We start from the raw sequence: 15,454 nt of genomic DNA, 5'->3' as shown, positions 1-15,454 counted from the left end.
ATGATGACACCGGCGGGCAGTGCGGATGAGCCGCCCGCTGAGGCCGTGACACCGTGGAAGTCGGTGCGGCGTACCGTCGCGTTGGTGATCTTCGGGTGGGCGACCGCTGTGGGCACTGCCGGCATCGCGTATCTGACGTTGGGGTCGGAGTGGATCCCCATCACAGTCGGTGTTGTGCTGTGCCTGGCGTTCGCTGTGGCCCTGCTTTTGCTCCATCGGGCCGTGTGGCTGACGGTCCTGTCCTCGGTCCCGGCGCTCTTCGTCCTCGTCGGGGCCGTGCAGTACGCGCCTGAAGCGGCACTGGAGTTGCGCGGTGTACGGGAGAACGTCGTCATCGTGGCCGACAGTGCGGCCGGAACGTCGAGTAACGATCACCGCTTCACTCTCCGGGCCAAGAACGGAACCGAGCTGGAGGAGAAGCTGGGCTACAGGGGTGACGTGTGGGTTCCCAAGGTGGGCGACCGGCTCGACGTCATTCGTGATCCGGAGAGCGAGGTGCCGATGGAGCAGGCGGATGAGGTGGACGCTGCGGAGCGGATGGGTGGCCTGATCGCCGGCACGGTGGGCTGGACCCTGATCGCGGTTCTGGCCGGCTGGCGGGGTCACGTTCGGCGCCGACGGGGCAAGGGCGAGTCCTTGCTGCTGCAACTCGCTTATTGACGGCGGGTCCCGAGTAGCCAGCATGCTGCCGACCTGTCGGACTCCCCCAGATCCACGGGATGCAGGCCGCCGCCCTCCTGTTCACCCGCGTCGACAGGGCGGGGAGGCAGGTCACGCGCCCGCATCCGGAACCGCTCGTGGACCAGGGAGTTCGCAAACCGGCGGTACGGTGGTGAGGTGGCGAACATCTTCTCTGGTGGGGGCCGGGAGCTGGATCTGTCCAATGGCGGCACCGAGGTGTTCGTCGAGGTGCTGATGCTCGCTGTGTCCGATCTTGCATACGAGGCCTGGGACTTTCGCTTCGCGGCGCTACTGACCTTGCAGGACCAGAACATGATGGGCCGTGGTGCGGTCGGCTTCCGTCTGGAGGAGGTCGACTGGGGCGCCGGCGAATGCGAGCGCGCGCGTTCCAGGGACTTCGTACTGCGCGCCACGGCCCTCGCAGCGAGCGGGCATCGCTGGAGCGAGTTGGGCTATCACCCGCCCCGCGTGCGTGACTACCTGGATCAGTTCAGGTGCATGGTGGAGCATTTCGCCCCGTCGGCGGGCAGCGGCCCTTTCCAGCACTTCCCGGGGCCGGACAGGGCGGCGACGGCGTCGTGCGCACGTCACCGCGTCCTCAGCGGGCTCCCTTACTGGGAAGGCTGCTTCCTGTGTCACCGGCCCCGGTAGCTGTGGTGTCCGGGGGAATCCGGTCAGTGGCGGACGACTCGGCGGCGCTGAGCTGACGGAATCGCGATGGCCGCGGCGCGGGATGATGTCCGCCCCCTCGTGGCTCGCGGCCGGCGCTGCTGCCGGGCACCGGCTGTGCTCACCTGACCGTGGCGGATCCAGCAGGTTCCCCCACAAACTCAGGCACGTCAGAGCCTGAGCACGTCCGCGATGAACGCGGCAACGGACAAGAAAAGCACCCCGGCTATCAGGAGGTCGACGGCGAGACGCAGTCGCCGGAACTTGCGGTGGACCATCCGCGAGAGAAAGAGAACACGATCCGGTCTGCGATCCACCCCCAAGTGAATCAAGAGGTCGTCACGGTCCAAGCGTGACCAGAGCTCCCAGCCTTCCCCGGCACGGCCGCCCAGAGCCGGTCTGACCGACGAGAGCAATATCAATATGGATGCGGTCAAAGAGGCCAGCCCAAGTGTCCCAGGCAGGCGTACGTACCAGACCAGATCCGCGCCACGAGCGGTTGCCGCGACCAGCGCCAAGATCCCTCCGTCGACCGCGATGAGCAGACCGGCTTTGGTGTCATGCCGGACGAGTTCATGGCCCAGCATGCTGTCGGCCATTTTCAGATTCTGCTCGGTGAGGTCCGGTGGCTGCTGCGACATGCCGCCTCCCCAGGGGCGAGTGCAGGTGAAGTGTTCTCCAAGACGCCCACACCGCCGTTCCGGTTCTCACAACGGCCCGCATGAGTAAGCGAGTTGCGCTCCTACAGGCACACAGCCGAACCCTCAATGCCGAGCAGGCTCAGCCGGGCGGCTTTCTGAGCGGTTGTGGCCGGAGCCTCACCTCCTGCCGACGATGCCGGCCGATCTGCTCGGCAGCGATGCCGTACAGCCAGGGCCGCACCCCAGCACGGGCCGGGTCGAACCGGCCCGTATCCGAAACGCCGCCAAAAAGGTTTCAGCGGTCACGTCATCGGCCGCGTCCCGGCCAAGCCTCAGGGCCATGTACCGGTGAATCGCCGGAGCATGGCGGTCGAAGAGCGCCTCGAAACACTCGGGATCCTCAACCGAGGCCGCGACAGCCCCGGCGTACCCGACGGCCAGATCATTCATGGACAATCCGGCCGCCGCTCGGATCGATGCACTCGATGGACTCTGAGGGTTCGATGGATGTGATGGGGTCGGTCGGGTCGGTCGGGTCGGTGGGTGTCAGGGCGATGGCGAGTGGTCACACCCCGTACTTGCCACCTCGCCACAAGCGGGTTCACACCACCCGCCGGAGGCCCAGGCCAACTAGGACCCCCGGAGCACACGCTGACCGCCCCGAATGCGGACCCTCCGCACCGTGTCATGCCGTCCCGACGCGACTGCACGACGGGTTCGTCGTACACGGGAGTGGCCGGCAGGCCGGTCACCGTGCGGGGTACAGCCGGACCACGATGGACTTGGACGTCGGTGTGTTGCTGATGTCCGCGGTGGAGTCCAGCGGAACGAGGACGTTGGTCTCGGGGAAGTAGGCGGCACAGCAGCCACGCGGGGTGGGGTAGGCGACCGTTCGGAAAGCCGGTGCCCGGCGTTCGACTCCGTCGGAGAACTCGCTGACGATGTCGACCGGTTCGCCTTCGGTCAGCCCCAGGGCTGCGAGGTCGTCCGGGTGGACGAAGAGGACTCTGCGGCCCCGGTGGATGCCGCGGTATCGGTCGTCCAGGCCGTAGACGGTGGTGTTGTACTGGTCGTGCGAGCGGATGGTCTGGAGGAGGAGCCGCCCCGGCGGGACGCGCAGGACGTCCAGCCGGTTGACGGTGAAGTGGGCAAGGCCGGTTCTCGTGGGGAAACGCCGCTCGTCGCGGGGCGGATGCGGCAGGGCGAAGCCACCCGGTGTCCGCACCCGGGTGTTGAAGTCCTCGAAGCCGGGGATGACGCGGGCAATCCTGTCCCGGATCCGGTCGTAGTCCGCGTCGAAGTCAGCCCACGGCACGGGTGGTCCGTCGCCCGCGAGGGCCTCGTCCGCCATCCGGCAGATGATCGCGACCTCACTCAGCAGGGCCTCGGAGGCGGGTGCCAGCCGACCGCGCGAGAGGTGCACCAAGCCCATGGAATCCTCCACCGTCACCCGCTGCTCTCCGGCGGGCCTCAGGTCGGCTTCGGTGCGGCCCAGGCAGGGCAGGATGAGGGCCTGGCGGCCGGTCACCGCGTGGGACCGGTTGAGCTTGGTGGAGATCTGCACCGTGAGTTCGCAGGAGCGCAGCGCGCGCTCGGTGAGTTCGGTGTCGGGGGCGGCGGAGGCGAAGTTGCCGCCGAGGGCGACGAAGACCCGCACCCGCCCGTCCCGCATGGCCCGGATGGTCGCGACCGCGTCGTGGCCATGGGAGCGCGGCGGCTCGAAACCGAACTCCGCGCCGAGCGCGTCGAGGAAGGCGGCGTCCGGCTTCTCGTGGATGCCCATCGTCCGGTCGCCCTGGACGTTGGAGTGGCCGCGCACGGGGCAGAGGCCGGCGCCGGCGCGTCCGATGTTGCCGCGCAGCAGCAGGAAGTTGACGACGTCGCGGATGGTCGGCACCGAGTGGCGGTGCTGGGTGAGGCCCATGGCCCAGCAGACGACGATCTTCCCGGCGGCGAGGATCTCCTGGAAAGCCTCCCGGATCTTCCGCGCCGGCAGGCCGGTGGCCTCCAGGACGTCGTCCCAGGAGGTCTTGCGGGCCTGGTCGGCGAAGTCCTCGAAGCCGTGGGTGTGCGCGGTGATGAAGCCGTGGTCGAGGACCTGGCCGGGGGCGTCGTCCTCCGCCTCCAGGAGCATGCGGTTGAAGGCCTGGAAGAGGGCCTGGTCACCGCCGAGTCTGATCGGCAGGAAGAGGTCGGTGAGTTGGGTGCCGCTCCCCAGGACGCCGGAGGGCCGCTGGGGGTTCTTGAAGCGCAGCAGGCCGGCTTCGGGGAGGGGGTTGACCGAGATGATCCGGGCTCCCCGGTCCTTGGCGGTTTCGAGTGCCGAGAGCATCCGGGGGTGGTTGGTGCCCGGGTTCTGCCCGACGACGAGGATCAGGTCGGCCTCGTACAGGTCCTCGAGCCGGACGCTGCCCTTGCCGATGCCGATGGTCTCGGTCAGGGCCGAACCGCTCGACTCGTGGCACATGTTGGAGCAGTCGGGCAGGTTGTTGGTGCCGAGGAGACGGACGAAGAGCTGGTAGACGAAGGCGGCCTCGTTGCTCGCCCGGCCGGAGGTGTAGAAGGCCGCCTGGTCCGGTGAGTCGAGTGCGCGCAGCTCCCGGGCGACGAGGGCGAACGCCTCGTCCCAGGAGACCGGCCGGTAGTGGTCGCTGCCGGCGGGGCGGTACATGGGGTGCGTGAGGCGGCCCTGCCGGCCGAGCCAGTAGTCACTGCGTCCGGCGAGCTCCGAGAGGCTGTGCTCGGCGAAGAAACCGGGGCCGACCCGGCGCAGGGTGGCCTCCTCGGCCACCGCCTTGGCGCCGTTCTCGCAGAACTCGGCGCGATGGCGGTGCCCGGGCTCCGGCCAGGCGCATCCGGGGCAGTCGAAGCCCGACTTCTGGTTGACGCTCAGCAAGGTGAGCAGACTGCGGCGGACGCCCATCTGCGCGTGGGCGTGGCGCAGGGAGGACGTGACCGCGGGGAGGCCCGCGGCGTGGTCCTGGGGCGGGCCGACCCGCAGACGGGAGTCATCGGGGTCATCGGCGGGTGCCTTGCGGGCCATCGGCTAGTGCTCCGCGAGGTTCGCGCGGGTTCCGAGGCGGTCCTGGACCCAGTCGTGGAACTCGCCGATGTGGTGCTCGCTGGGCACGAGGACGCCGCCCTTGGCGTACAGCCGGGAGCTCATGGCCGGCTGACAGCGCTCGCAGGCGTCGAAGTCCTGCCGGTTGACCCGGTCGAACAGCTCCACCGACCGGCTGACGTCCCGGCCGCTGTCCACCACGCCCTTGAGGTACAGCCAGTCGCACTCGACGATCGTGCGGTCGACCGCGACCGGGAACATCCGGTGGAAGATCACGTGGTCGGGGACGAGGTTGATGAACACCTGCGGGCGCACCGTGATCGCGTAGTACCGGCGGTCCTGGTCCTCGCTGACGCCCGGGATGCGGTCCAGGCCCGCCGAGCCGTCCACGGTGAAGCCCTGGACGTCGGCGCCGAACTCGGCGCCGTGCCCCACGTAGAACTGTGCGGCGTACCCGTCGGCGAACTCCGGCAGCACCTCGGTCAGTTCGGGGTGGATCGTCGCGCAGTGGTAGCACTCCATGAAGTTCTCGATGATCAGCTTCCAGTTGGCCCGGACGTCGTAGACGATCCGCCGGCCGACCTCCAGGTTTGCGACGTCGTAGCGCTCGATGGACTCGACGTCGCCGAGACGCGCGACCACGTCGGCGATCACCGACTCCTCGAACGGCGGCGGGTTCTCGGCCAGGCACACCCACACGTAGCCGAGCCACTCTCGGACCGCCACGCTCGCCAGGCCGTACTCGGTACGGCCGACGTCGGGCATCTTGGTCAGGTTCGGGGCTGCGACGAGTTTCCCGTTCAGGTCGTAGGTCCAGGCGTGGTACGGACACTGGAAGGCCCGCTTCACCTCGCCGGACTCCTGCGTGCAGAGCTTCGCGCCCCGGTGCCGGCACACGTTGAAGAAGGCCCGGACGGAGCCGTCCCGGGAGCGGGTCAGCAGGACGCTCTCCCGTCCGACGTCCACGGTCCGGAACGCACCCGGCTTCGCCAGTTCCGCCGAGCGTGCCGCACAGAACCACATGGACTCGAAGATGTGCTCCTGCTCCAGGCGGAAGATCTCCGGGTCCGTGTAGTGGTCGCCGGGAAGGGTCGCGATCAGGCTGTCCGGCAGGCCGGTCGTAGTCATGGTTCACCTCGGAGTGAAGCGCCCCGGTCGGGCGAGTGGTTGCCTCATGCGCAACGGACCTCTTGCTACGCAACTCACAGTGCAGTCCACCCGAAGCACTGTCAAGACCTTGACCACGGGCCGCCGAAGCCGGGACCATGTTGCGTATCAGTCCCACTGTTGCGCATTACGCACTTCCCTCAGGGAGGGCTCAGTGTCTCTTGGACCCACCGCCGGCCGCGAGTTCGTCCTCACCCTGTCGTGCCCCGACCGCTCCGGCCTCGTCCACGCCGTCACCGGCTTCCTCGTCCGGCACTCCGGGAACATCCAGGAGAGCCAGCAGTTCGACGACCGGCTGGAGGACCGCTTCTTCATGCGGGTGCACTTCGACGTCACGGACCCGGGCATGACGCTGGAGGACCTGAAGTCCGGCTTCGCCCCGGTGGCGGAGGCATACCGGATCTCCTGGCAGCTGTACGAGGCGTCGACCCCGACGCGCACACTGATCATGGTGTCGAAGTTCGGGCACTGCCTGAACGACCTGCTCTTCCGCTGCCGCACCGGCGCACTGAACATAGAGGTGCCGGCGATCGTCTCCAACCACCGGGACTTCGAGCCGCTCGCCGAGAGCTACGGGATCCCGTTCCACCACGTGCCGGTGACCCGGGAGACGAAGCCCGAGGCGGAGGCGCGGCTGCTGGAGCTCGTCGAGGAGCTGGACATCGACCTGGTGGTCCTCGCCCGCTACATGCAGATCCTTTCGAACGACCTGTGCAAACAGCTGGAAGGCCGGGCGATCAACATCCATCACTCGTTCCTGCCGAGCTTCAAGGGCGCCCGGCCCTACGTCCAGGCGCACGAGCGCGGCGTCAAGCTCGTCGGGGCGACGGCCCATTACGTCACCCCGGACCTCGACGAAGGGCCCATCATCGAGCAGGACGTCGTCCGGGTGAGCCACTCGCAGGGGCCGGACAGCCTGGTCGCCCTGGGGCGTGACGTCGAAGCGCAGGTCCTGGCGCGGGCGGTGGAATGGCACAGCCAGAGCCGGATCATGGTCAACGGCAACCGGACAGTCGTCTTCCGTTGAGGAAAATGGCCACCGACCCTCACACCTGTTGACCAATTCACCTAGGGTTTCGTCATGAGCAACTACGGTGCCGAGTCCGCAGGCGCTCCGAGCGGCGGAGTGCAGTCCGTTGACCGTGCTGTCGCCGTGCTGGAGATCCTGGCCCAGCACGGCGAGGCGGGCGTCAGTGAAGTGGCCGCGGCGATTGACGTCCACAAGTCCACCGCCTTCCGCCTCCTCGGCGCCCTGGAAGCGCACGGCATGGTGGAGCAGGAGAGCGAGCGCGGCAAGTACCGTCTCGGCTTCGGAGTCGTGCGCCTGGCCGGCGCGGTGACGGGCCGTATCGCCGTCACGCGGTACGGGCGGGGCATCTGCGAGCGCCTCATCGACGAGGTGGGCGAGACGATGAACATCGCCGTCCTCGAGTCCCACCACGCGATCAACCTGTACCAGGTGCGCAGCACCTCGGCCATCGCGGCGCAGAACTGGGTGGGACGGCAGACTCCGCTGCACTGCACGTCGAGCGGCAAGATCCTCCTGGCCCACCTCGACCGCAAGGACCGCGACGAGCTCCTCGCCGAGACCGGCCTGCCCCGTATGACACCGCGCACGGTGACGTCCAGGAAGCAGCTGGAGGCGGATCTCGCCGAGGCCCGCGAGCAGGGCTACGCCGTCACGGTGGAGGAATACGAGGAGGGCCTCAACGCCGTGTCCGCGCCCGTACGTTCGGACGAGGGACAGGTCGTCGCCGCTCTCAGCGCGTCGGGGCCGGCCTTCCGGATGACCGAGGAGCGGATGCACGAACTGGCACGGATGCTCGTCACAGCGGCGGACGAGCTCAGCCGTCGTCTGGGCTACACGGGCTGAGGGGCGGCCGGATCGCCGACCAGGGCAGGCCCGGCACAAGGAATGCGGCGGTCGGAGAACCGGTTCTCCGACCGCCGCTTTCGCGGTGTCCGGTCTCAGCCCGTCCACTCCACGGCGGCGTCCAGCAGCCAGTCCGTCAGGTAGCCGGCGAAGGAGGAGCGCACCAGTACCCAGAACCCGGCCCCGGGGTCGTCACGGGCCACGAGGACGACCTGGGTGCGGCCCAGGGTCGTCTGGGCGCAGCGGCCCGGGCCGAAGACGCGTGGGTGCAGGTCGAGCGAGCAGCCGTGGGCCAGCAGGTCGCGGGCGCGGGGGCCGGAGACGAGGAGCGTGGTGCGCTGAGCAGAGACGTCGACGACGGACACGGGCTCGTCACCGGCCGCCTCACGGATCCGGCTCTCCAGTCCGCGCCGGCCGCCCGGCGGGCTCACCACGAGCCACTCGTCGGGGCCGAGCCACAGCGCGGTCAGCTCTCCGGCGCGGACGACGGTGCCGGGCTCGACGGGCAGTTGCAGGCCCAGTGCCAGCCCCACGGCGTCCGCCGCCGCTCCCTTGGGGTCGAGGCGGACGTTGATCTGGGTCAGGAAGGGGAGTTCCGCCAGCCGGACGGCGCCCCCCGAGGTGCGGGTCGCGGCGGCCAGTCGGCCCGCGGCGGGCGACAGGGGGCTGCGGAGCGGAGCGGTAAGGGCGGGGTCAGCCATCACGGCGGGCTCCCTCGGGGTCGTAGAGGACGGGGCTCGCGACGGTCACCGGGACCAGCCGGTCACCGACGGGTGCGTAGAGGCGCTCACCGATGCGCTCGCGTCCGCCCTTGACCAGGGCGAGCGCGAAGGTCCGGCCGAGTGCCGCGCTGCGGTAGCTGGACGTGACGTGGCCGAGCATCGGAACGGGGGGCGCGGGCAGCACGCTGTCGGCGACCAGCTGCGTGCCCTCGGGGAGGAACGTGCCCGGGTCCTCCGGGAGCAGGCCGACCAGGTGCTTGCGGTCGGGGCGGGCGGTGTCGGCGCGGGCGAAGGAACGCTTGCCGATGAAGTCGGGCTTCTTCTTCGACACCGCCCAGCTCATGCCGAGATCCTGCGGCGTCACCGTGCCGTCGGTGTCCTGGCCGACGATCGGGTAGCCCTTCTCCGCGCGCAGGACGTGCATGGTCTCCGTGCCGTAGGGCGTGATGCCGTACGGGGCGCCCGCCGCGTACAGCGCCTCCCACAGGGCGAGGGCCTCCCACGGCGACACGTTGATCTCGTAGGCCAGTTCGCCGGAGAAGCTGATCCGGCACACCCGGGCCTCGATGCCCGCGACCGTCGTGTCCCGCCACGCCATGAACGGGAAGTCGTCATGGGCGACAGCCAGTTGCGGTGCGAGCGAGCCGAGGACCTCGCGGGACCTCGGACCGACCAGGGCGACGGTGGCCCACTGTTCGGTCACGGAGGTGCAGTGGACCTTCAGCTCGGGCCACTCGGTCTGGAGCCACTCCTCCATCCAGTCCAGCACGGTGGCGGCGTTGCCCGTCGTGGTGGTGACCAGGTAGCGGTCCTGGCCGAGGCGGATGACGGTGCCGTCGTCGAAGACCATCCCGTCCGGGCGGCACATCACGCCGTAGCGGATCATGCCGACCTTCAGCGTGCTCATCATGTTGGTGTAGAGCAGGTCGAGGAAGGCGGCGGCGTCCGGGCCCTGGACGTCGATCTTGCCGAGGGTGGAGGCGTCCATGAAGGCGACGCCCTCGCGGGCGGCGGCGCATTCGCGCAGCACCGCCGTCTCCATGTCCTCGCCGTCCTGCGGGTAGTACCAGGGCCGCTTCCACTGGCCGACGTTCTCGAACAGAGCGCCGTGCCCGGCGTGCCACTCGTGCAGGGCGGTCGTGCGGACCGGGTCGCTCAGCACGCCGCGGTCGCGGCCCGCGAGGGCGGCGAAGGAGACGGGGGTGTACGGGGGCCGGAAGGTGGTCGTGCCGAGCGCCGAGATGTCCACGCCGAGCAGTTCGGCGACGACACCACTGGCCAGGACGCCGGAGGTCTTGCCCTGGTCGTTGGCGGTGCCGGCCGTGGTGTAGCGCTTGGTGTGCTCCACCGAGCGCATTCCGGCGCCGGTCGCCCGGGCGAGGTCGTCGACGGTGACGTCGCGCTGGAGGTCGACGAAACGCGGGGCGCCTTCCCGGCCGGGGACGGTGAAGACCCGCATGGGCGGTGTCTGCGGCAGTGCCGCCACCTGCGGCAGACGGGGCGCCTCGGAGGTGTAGCCCTCGGCCTCGACCGCCCGGGCCCCGGCGGCCGCTCCCTGTGCGAGGACCCGGGCGAGGTCGAGGACACCGCTCGCGGCACCGGCGACTTCGACGGCCTGACGGACGGTGTCGGGGACGAAGCTGCCGAGCTCCTCGTCGAGGCGGAGCTTGCCGCCCGCCTGGCTGAAGAGGTGCGCGACCGGGTTCCAGCCGCCGGAGACCAGGAGCAGGTCGGCGGCGAACTCCCGTCGCCCTGTGGTCTCGCCGTAGGGGGCGACGGTCACGGCGGTGAGGCGCGGGGCGCCGTCCGTGGCGGTGACGGCATGGCCCGTCAGCACCTCGATGCCGGCCCGGCGGGTGCGCTCGGCCCACTCCCCCGGCTCGGGGCGGGTGTCGACCACGGCCTCGATGGCGACGCCTGCCGCGGCGAGGTCCAGCGCGACCGCGTACGCGCTGTCGTTGGTGGTGAAGACGACCGCGTGGCGGCCGGGCAGGACGCCGTGGCGGTTGACGTGGGCGCGGGCCGAAGCGGCCAGCATCACGCCGGGCCGGTCGTTGTCCGCGAAGGCCAGCGAGCGTTCGTGGGCGCCGGTGGCGAGGACGACGTGGCGGGCCCGGATGCGGTGGACCCGCTCCCGGGAGACCTTCTCGGGAGCGGCGGCGCCGAGGTGGTTGGTGCGGCGCTCGACGGCGAGCAGGTGGTTGTCGTCGTAGTAGCCGAAGACCGTGGTGCGGCGCAGGACGCGTACGTCGGGGGCGGCGTCGAGCAGGGCGGTCGTCTCGGCCACCCAGTCGAGGAGTTCGCCGGTGCCGAGGAGGCTGCCGCCGGGCTCCGGCTGGTCGTCGGCGAGGATGACCCGGGCGCCCGAGCGGGCGGCGGCCGCCGCCGCGGCGAGGCCGGCCGGGCCGGCGCCGACGACCAGGAGGTCGCAGTGGGTGTGCACGGCGTCGTAGCGGGCCGGGTCCGGTTCGGTGGCGAGGCGGCCCTGGCCGGGGAGGCCGGTCGCGACGAGGCCGTCGTAGAGCTCGACAACGGTGGCGGGGAGCATGGGCTCGGGGAACGGTTCCTCGATCTGGACGACCGCGTTGGGTTCCTCGACGCCGGCCGAGAAGATGCCGCGGGGGCGGCCCAGTTTGATGCTGGTGCCGGTCTGGACGACGCCGTTGGCGAGGAGGGCGGAGGCGAGGGTGTCGCCTCTGTACCCCTGGTACTCCGTGCCGTCGAAGGTGAAGGTGAGGGGCTCGTCGCGGTGGATGCGGCCCCGGGTGGGGTGGCGGAAGGGCTGGTTGTCCTCCCCCGCCCCGCCCCTTCTGGAAACCAGGGGCTCTGCCCCCGGGCCCCGCTGGGGGCTCTGCCCCCAGAGCCCCGTATCGGCCTGAACGGCCTCGTCCTCAAGCGCCGGGCAGGCTGCCTGCGCCGCACGTGCCTCGAACACGACCGGGCGCTCCTCCCCCGCCCGGTACACCGTCAGGATCTCGTTCGTCGACGTGTCCCGGACGGCGTTGAACCAACGGCGGCAGCCCGCGGCGTGGCTCCAGCGCTCGGCGAAGGGTCCCCTGGGGTTGTCGCGGAAGAAGAGGTAGCGGGCCCACTCCTCGTCGGTGAGGGACGCCGGGGCCTCCGGGTACGGCACATGGGCCTGGCCGCCGTAGTGGAACTCGGCCTCGTCGCGAGGTCCGCACCACGGGCAGGGGATCAGCAGCATGGATCGGCTCCCAAAGCTTCCAGTGGTCCTAGTGGGCCACCGCGGCCGCGCCGTGCTCGTCGACGAGCGCGCCGGTGGTGAAACGGTCGAGCGAGAAGGGGGCGTTCAGCGGGTGCGGGGTGTCGTGGGCGATGGTGTGGGCGTACACCCAGCCGACACCGGGGGTGGCCTTGAAACCGCCGGTGCCCCAGCCGCAGTTGAGGTAGAGGTTTTCCACCGGGCTGAGGCCGATGATCGGTGAGGCGTCGGGGCTGACGTCGACGATGCCGCCCCAGGTGCGCAGTACGTGGGCGCGGGCGAAGACCGGGAAGAGTTCCAGGGCCGCCGCCATCTGCTCCTCGATGATGTGGAAGGCGCCGCGCTGGGTGTAGGAGTTGTAGGCGTCGATGCCCGCCCCCATCACCAGCTCGCCCTTGTGCGCCTGGCTGACGTACACGTGGACGGCGTTGGACATGACGACGGTCGGGTGGACCGGTTCCAGCAGCTCCGACACGAGGGCCTGCAAGGGGTGGCTCTGGACGGGAAGTTCGATCCCCGCCATGGCCGCCAGGACCGAGGTGTGGCCCGCCGAGCAGAGCGCGACCTTCCCCGCGGCGATCGGGCCCCGGGTGGTCCGGACTCCGACCACCCGGTTGCCGGCCACGTCGAGGCCGGTGACCTCGCAGTTCTGGATGATGTCGATGCCGGCGGCGTCGGCGGAGCGGGCCAGGCCCCAGGCGACGTGGTCGTGTTTGGCGATGCCCGCGCGCGGCTGGTAGGTGGCGCCCAGAACGGGGTAGCGCACGTCCGGGGAGATGTTGACGATCGGGCAGACGTCCTTGACTCCGTCCGCGTCGAGCCATTCGGCGTCCACACCGTTGAGCCGGTTGGCCTCGACGCGGCGCACGCTGTCACGGACGTCCTGGAGGCTGTGGGCGAGGTTCAGTACGCCGCGCTGGGAGAAGAGGATCGGGTAGTCGAGTTCGTCCGCCAGGCCCTCCCACAGCTTGAGGGCGTGCTCGTAGATTCCGGCGCTCTCGTCCCAGAGGTAGTTGGAGCGGATGATCGTGGTGTTGCGGGCCATGTTGCCGCCCGCCAGCCAGCCCTTCTCCAGCACCGCGACGTTGGTGATGCCGTGGTTCTTAGCCAGGTAGTGGGCGGTGGCCAGGCCGTGTCCGCCGCCGCCCACGACGACGACGTCGTACGAGCGCTTCGGCTCGGGGTTGCGCCACAGCCAGTCGGGGTGTTCCGGGAGTTCGGCGCCGGGGGTGCGGGGGCTCATCGGGCGTCTCCGTTGTCGGACAGGTGCGGGTAGAGCGGGTGCTTGGCTGCCAGTGCCTCGGTGCGGGCACCCAGGGCTGCCACGTCCGGCTCCGGCTGGAGGGCGAGGGCGATGACGTCCGCGGCCTCGGCGAAGTCCTCCTCGGAGAAGCCCCGGGTGGCCAGGGCGGGGGTGCCGATGCGCAGGCCCGAGGTGACCATGGGCGGACGCGGGTCGAAGGGCACGGCGTTGCGGTTGACGGTGATGCCGATCTCGTGGAGCAGGTCCTCGGCCTGACGGCCGTCCAGTTCGGAGTCGCGCAGGTCGACCAGGACGAGGTGGACGTCCGTGCCGCCGGTCAGCACCTTCACTCCGGCGGCTGCCGCGTCCGCCCGGGTCAGGCGTTCGGCGAGGGTGCGGGAGCCGGCGAGCGTGCGGGCCTGGCGTTCGGCGAACTCCGGTGACGCGGCGACCTTGAACGACACCGCCTTCGCGGCGATGACGTGCTCCAGGGGGCCGCCCTGCATTCCGGGGAAGACCGCCGAGTTGATTTTCTTGGCCAGGTCGGCCTCGTTGGTGAGGATGACGCCGCCGCGCGGACCGCCGAGGGTCTTGTGCGTCGTCGTGGTCGTGACGTGGGCGTACGGCACGGGGCTCGGGTGCAGCCCGGCCGCCACCAGCCCGGCGAAGTGCGCCATGTCGACCATCAACAGGGCGCCCACCTCGTCGGCGATCCTGCGGAAGGCCGCGAAGTCCAGCTGCCTGGGGTACGCCGACCAGCCCGCGATGATCATCTTGGGGCGGTGCTCCTTGGCGAGCCGCTCGACCTCGTCCATGTCGACGAGGTTGTCCGACTCGGACACGTGGTAGGGCACGACGTTGAGCATCTTGCCGCTGTAGTTGATGCGCATGCCGTGGGTGAGGTGCCCGCCGTGCGCGAGGTCGAGGCCGAGGACGGTGTCGCCGGGGCGGAGCAGGGCGAAGAAGACGGCGGTGTTCGCCTGGGCGCCCGAGTGCGGCTGGACGTTGGCGAAGTCGGCGCCGAACAGGGACTTGACGCGTTCGATGGCCAGCCGCTCGGTGACGTCGACGTGTTCGCAGCCACCGTAGTAACGGCGGCCGGGGTAGCCCTCGGCGTACTTGTTGGTCGCGACCGAACCCTGGGCCTCCATCACGGCGGAGGGCGCGAAGTTCTCGGAGGCGATCATCTCCAGGGTGGACTGCTGGCGGTGCAGCTCGGCGCGGAGCGCGGCGTGGACCTCGGGGTCCAGCTCCGCCAGGGGGGTGTTCAGCGCGTTCATACGGCGTTCGCGTTCCTCTCGGCGGCCTCGACGACATTGGCGAGCAACATGGCGCGGGTCATGGGGCCCACACCTCCGGGCATCGGCGCGAGCCGGCCGGCGACCTGGGCGGCGTCCGGATGGATGTCTCCGACGAGGCCCTGGTCGGTGCGGGTGATGCCGACGTCCAGGACGGCCGCGCCGGGGCGCAGCATGTCCTTGGTGATCAGCCCGGGTGAGCCCGCGGCCGCGACGACGACGTCCGCCTCGCGTGTGTGCCAGGCCAGGCCCTTGGTTCCGGTGTGGCAGAGGGTCACGGTGGCGTTCTCGGAGCGGCGGGTGAGGAGGAGGCCGATGGGCCGTCCGACCGTGATGCCCCGCCCGATGACGCACACGCGCGCTCCGGCGAGCGGCACGTCGTGGCGGCGGAGCAGTTCGACGATGCCGCGTGGGGTGCACGGCAGCGGTGCCTCGGCGCCGAGGACGAGCCGGCCGAGGTTGACGGGGTGCAGTCCGTCGGCGTCCTTGGCCGGGTCCATGCGCTCCAGCACGGCGCCCGCGTCCAGGTGGCGGGGCAGCGGGAGCTGGACGATGTACCCGGTGCAGGAGGGGTCGGCGTTGAGCTCGTCGATCGTCTCCTCGACCTGCTGCTGAGAGGCGTCGGAGGACAGTTCCCGGCGGATCGAGGCGATCCCCACCTGGGCGCAGTCCCGGTGCTTGCCCGCGACGTAGGCGTGACTGCCGGGGTCGTCACCGACCAGGACGGTGCCGAGGCCGGGCACCCGGCCGGTGGTCGCGCTCAGCTTGGCGACACGCTCGGCGAGTTCCTGCCGGATTGCGGCGGCGGTGGCCTTGCCGTCGAGGAGTTGTGCGGTCACTTGGGGAGTTCCTTCCAACAAGGCTGTGGCTGAACGC

At 70.3% G+C, this 15,454-nt stretch carries 12 protein-coding genes and 1 pseudogene; 4 read left to right on the top strand and 9 right to left on the bottom strand.

Annotation, left to right across the window (positions count from 1 at the left end):
• Together ACIQU3_RS29715 and ACIQU3_RS29710 are read left to right on the top strand one after the other, a co-directional pair.
• On the top strand, window positions 1-660 hold the full coding sequence (locus tag ACIQU3_RS29715; RefSeq protein ID WP_403928602.1) for a hypothetical protein: 660 nt from the start codon (window positions 1-3) through the stop codon (window positions 658-660).
• A 177-nt stretch (window positions 661-837) separates the two neighbouring features.
• A complete protein-coding gene (locus tag ACIQU3_RS29710; protein WP_403737666.1) occupies window positions 838-1,332 on the top strand; it encodes a hypothetical protein in 495 nt (164 codons plus the stop codon).
• 188 nt (window positions 1,333-1,520) lie between these two features.
• Here ACIQU3_RS29710 and ACIQU3_RS29705 read toward each other — a convergent pair whose 3' ends face one another.
• From ACIQU3_RS29705 to ACIQU3_RS29690, 4 genes and pseudogenes are all read right to left on the bottom strand, one after another.
• Complete coding sequence (locus ACIQU3_RS29705; RefSeq protein ID WP_403737663.1) at window positions 1,521-1,991, bottom strand: Pycsar system effector family protein; 471 nt, start codon at window positions 1,989-1,991, stop codon at window positions 1,521-1,523.
• Window positions 1,992-2,166: 175 nt separating this feature from the next.
• A pseudogene (locus ACIQU3_RS29700) lies at window positions 2,167-2,441 on the bottom strand (RNA polymerase sigma factor); the annotation flags it as partial.
• Window positions 2,442-2,739: 298 nt separating this feature from the next.
• Complete coding sequence (locus ACIQU3_RS29695; protein ID WP_403928598.1) at window positions 2,740-5,034, bottom strand: FdhF/YdeP family oxidoreductase; 2,295 nt, start codon at window positions 5,032-5,034, stop codon at window positions 2,740-2,742.
• 3 nt (window positions 5,035-5,037) lie between these two features.
• Window positions 5,038-6,180, bottom strand: coding sequence for an aromatic ring-hydroxylating dioxygenase subunit alpha (locus ACIQU3_RS29690; RefSeq protein ID WP_403737656.1), 1,143 nt, complete (start codon window positions 6,178-6,180; stop codon window positions 5,038-5,040).
• Between the two features lie 193 nt (window positions 6,181-6,373).
• Between ACIQU3_RS29690 and purU the strand changes: the two genes are divergently transcribed.
• Together purU and ACIQU3_RS29680 are read left to right on the top strand one after the other, a co-directional pair.
• Window positions 6,374-7,246 (top strand): formyltetrahydrofolate deformylase, encoded by an 873-nt coding sequence (gene purU, locus ACIQU3_RS29685; RefSeq protein WP_403737653.1) that lies wholly within the window; start codon window positions 6,374-6,376, stop codon window positions 7,244-7,246.
• Window positions 7,247-7,300: 54 nt separating this feature from the next.
• Window positions 7,301-8,092, top strand: a complete 792-nt coding sequence (locus ACIQU3_RS29680) for an IclR family transcriptional regulator (RefSeq protein ID WP_403737650.1) — start codon at window positions 7,301-7,303, stop codon at window positions 8,090-8,092.
• Between the two features lie 95 nt (window positions 8,093-8,187).
• Here the strand turns inward: ACIQU3_RS29680 and ACIQU3_RS29675 are convergent, their stop codons facing one another.
• From ACIQU3_RS29675 to ACIQU3_RS29655, 5 genes are read right to left on the bottom strand one after another with little or no spacing between them, the layout of a single operon-like run.
• On the bottom strand, window positions 8,188-8,793 hold the full coding sequence (locus ACIQU3_RS29675) for a sarcosine oxidase subunit gamma (RefSeq protein WP_403928595.1): 606 nt from the start codon (window positions 8,791-8,793) through the stop codon (window positions 8,188-8,190).
• A complete protein-coding gene (locus ACIQU3_RS29670) occupies window positions 8,786-12,019 on the bottom strand; it encodes a sarcosine oxidase subunit delta family protein (protein WP_403737641.1) in 3,234 nt (1,077 codons plus the stop codon). The genes ACIQU3_RS29675 and ACIQU3_RS29670 overlap by 8 nt, the downstream gene beginning before the upstream one ends.
• A 28-nt stretch (window positions 12,020-12,047) precedes the next feature.
• Window positions 12,048-13,280, bottom strand: coding sequence for a sarcosine oxidase subunit beta family protein (locus ACIQU3_RS29665; RefSeq protein ID WP_403737638.1), 1,233 nt, complete (start codon window positions 13,278-13,280; stop codon window positions 12,048-12,050).
• Complete coding sequence (gene glyA / locus ACIQU3_RS29660) at window positions 13,277-14,560, bottom strand: serine hydroxymethyltransferase (protein WP_403737634.1); 1,284 nt, start codon at window positions 14,558-14,560, stop codon at window positions 13,277-13,279. Before glyA ends, ACIQU3_RS29665 begins: the two co-directional genes overlap by 4 nt.
• On the bottom strand, window positions 14,557-15,417 hold the full coding sequence (locus ACIQU3_RS29655; protein WP_403737631.1) for a bifunctional methylenetetrahydrofolate dehydrogenase/methenyltetrahydrofolate cyclohydrolase: 861 nt from the start codon (window positions 15,415-15,417) through the stop codon (window positions 14,557-14,559). The genes glyA and ACIQU3_RS29655 overlap by 4 nt, the downstream gene beginning before the upstream one ends.
• Window positions 15,418-15,454: the final 37 nt, after the last annotated feature.

It is taken from the genome of Streptomyces sp. NPDC101110 (assembly GCF_044759525.1).
Taxonomy (GTDB): Bacteria; Actinomycetota; Actinomycetes; order Streptomycetales; family Streptomycetaceae; genus Streptomyces.
The sequence above is the reverse complement of the archived record's forward strand: the minus strand, read 5'-3'. Positions and strand labels throughout refer to the sequence as shown.

Coding starts and splice junctions, on each gene's coding strand:
- ACIQU3_RS29680 (WP_403737650.1), top strand. CDS start 7,301: ATGAGCAACTACGGTGCCGAGTCCGCAGGCGCTCCGAGCGGCGGAGTG.
- glyA (WP_403737634.1), bottom strand. CDS start 14,560: ATGAACGCGCTGAACACCCCCCTGGCGGAGCTGGACCCCGAGGTCCAC.
- ACIQU3_RS29690 (WP_403737656.1), bottom strand. CDS start 6,180: ATGACTACGACCGGCCTGCCGGACAGCCTGATCGCGACCCTTCCCGGC.
- ACIQU3_RS29665 (WP_403737638.1), bottom strand. CDS start 13,280: ATGAGCCCCCGCACCCCCGGCGCCGAACTCCCGGAACACCCCGACTGG.
- ACIQU3_RS29675 (WP_403928595.1), bottom strand. CDS start 8,793: ATGGCTGACCCCGCCCTTACCGCTCCGCTCCGCAGCCCCCTGTCGCCC.
- ACIQU3_RS29715 (WP_403928602.1), top strand. CDS start 1: ATGATGACACCGGCGGGCAGTGCGGATGAGCCGCCCGCTGAGGCCGTG.
- ACIQU3_RS29670 (WP_403737641.1), bottom strand. CDS start 12,019: ATGCTGCTGATCCCCTGCCCGTGGTGCGGACCTCGCGACGAGGCCGAG.
- ACIQU3_RS29705 (WP_403737663.1), bottom strand. CDS start 1,991: ATGTCGCAGCAGCCACCGGACCTCACCGAGCAGAATCTGAAAATGGCC.
- ACIQU3_RS29695 (WP_403928598.1), bottom strand. CDS start 5,034: ATGGCCCGCAAGGCACCCGCCGATGACCCCGATGACTCCCGTCTGCGG.